The sequence below is a fragment of the Paraburkholderia sp. SIMBA_027 genome, from assembly GCF_046535315.1.
GTDB lineage: Bacteria > Pseudomonadota > Gammaproteobacteria > Burkholderiales > Burkholderiaceae > Paraburkholderia > Paraburkholderia tropica.
Map to the genome: position 1 here is coordinate 1 of NZ_JAWRWY010001545.1, position 238 is coordinate 238.

The 238-nt window shown below is 64.3% G+C and carries 1 protein-coding gene; it reads left to right on the forward strand.

What is annotated here, in order from left to right:
* Window positions 1–235, forward strand: a 235-nt coding sequence (locus SB764_RS44375) for an NAD(P)-dependent oxidoreductase (RefSeq protein ID WP_410867358.1), incomplete at its 5' end; no start/stop codon positions are given.
* Window positions 236–238 lie beyond the last annotated feature (3 nt).

The window sequence follows — 238 nt, forward strand, 5'->3', positions numbered from 1 at the left end:
TATCGTCGCGGCCATCGAAGGCGGCATACTCGGCGGCGCCTCGCTTGATGTTTTCGAAGTCGAGCCGCTGCCGGCTGACGATCCGCTCTGGGGTCTCGACAGCGTCTTCATCACGCCGCACGACGCGGCGATCTCCGAAGAAAACGCGCTCTTCCGGCATGTCGAGCAGCAGATCGCCCGCTTCGAAAAGGGCGAGCCGCTGCAGTTCCTCGTCAATCGCGGCGCGGGATACTGACCG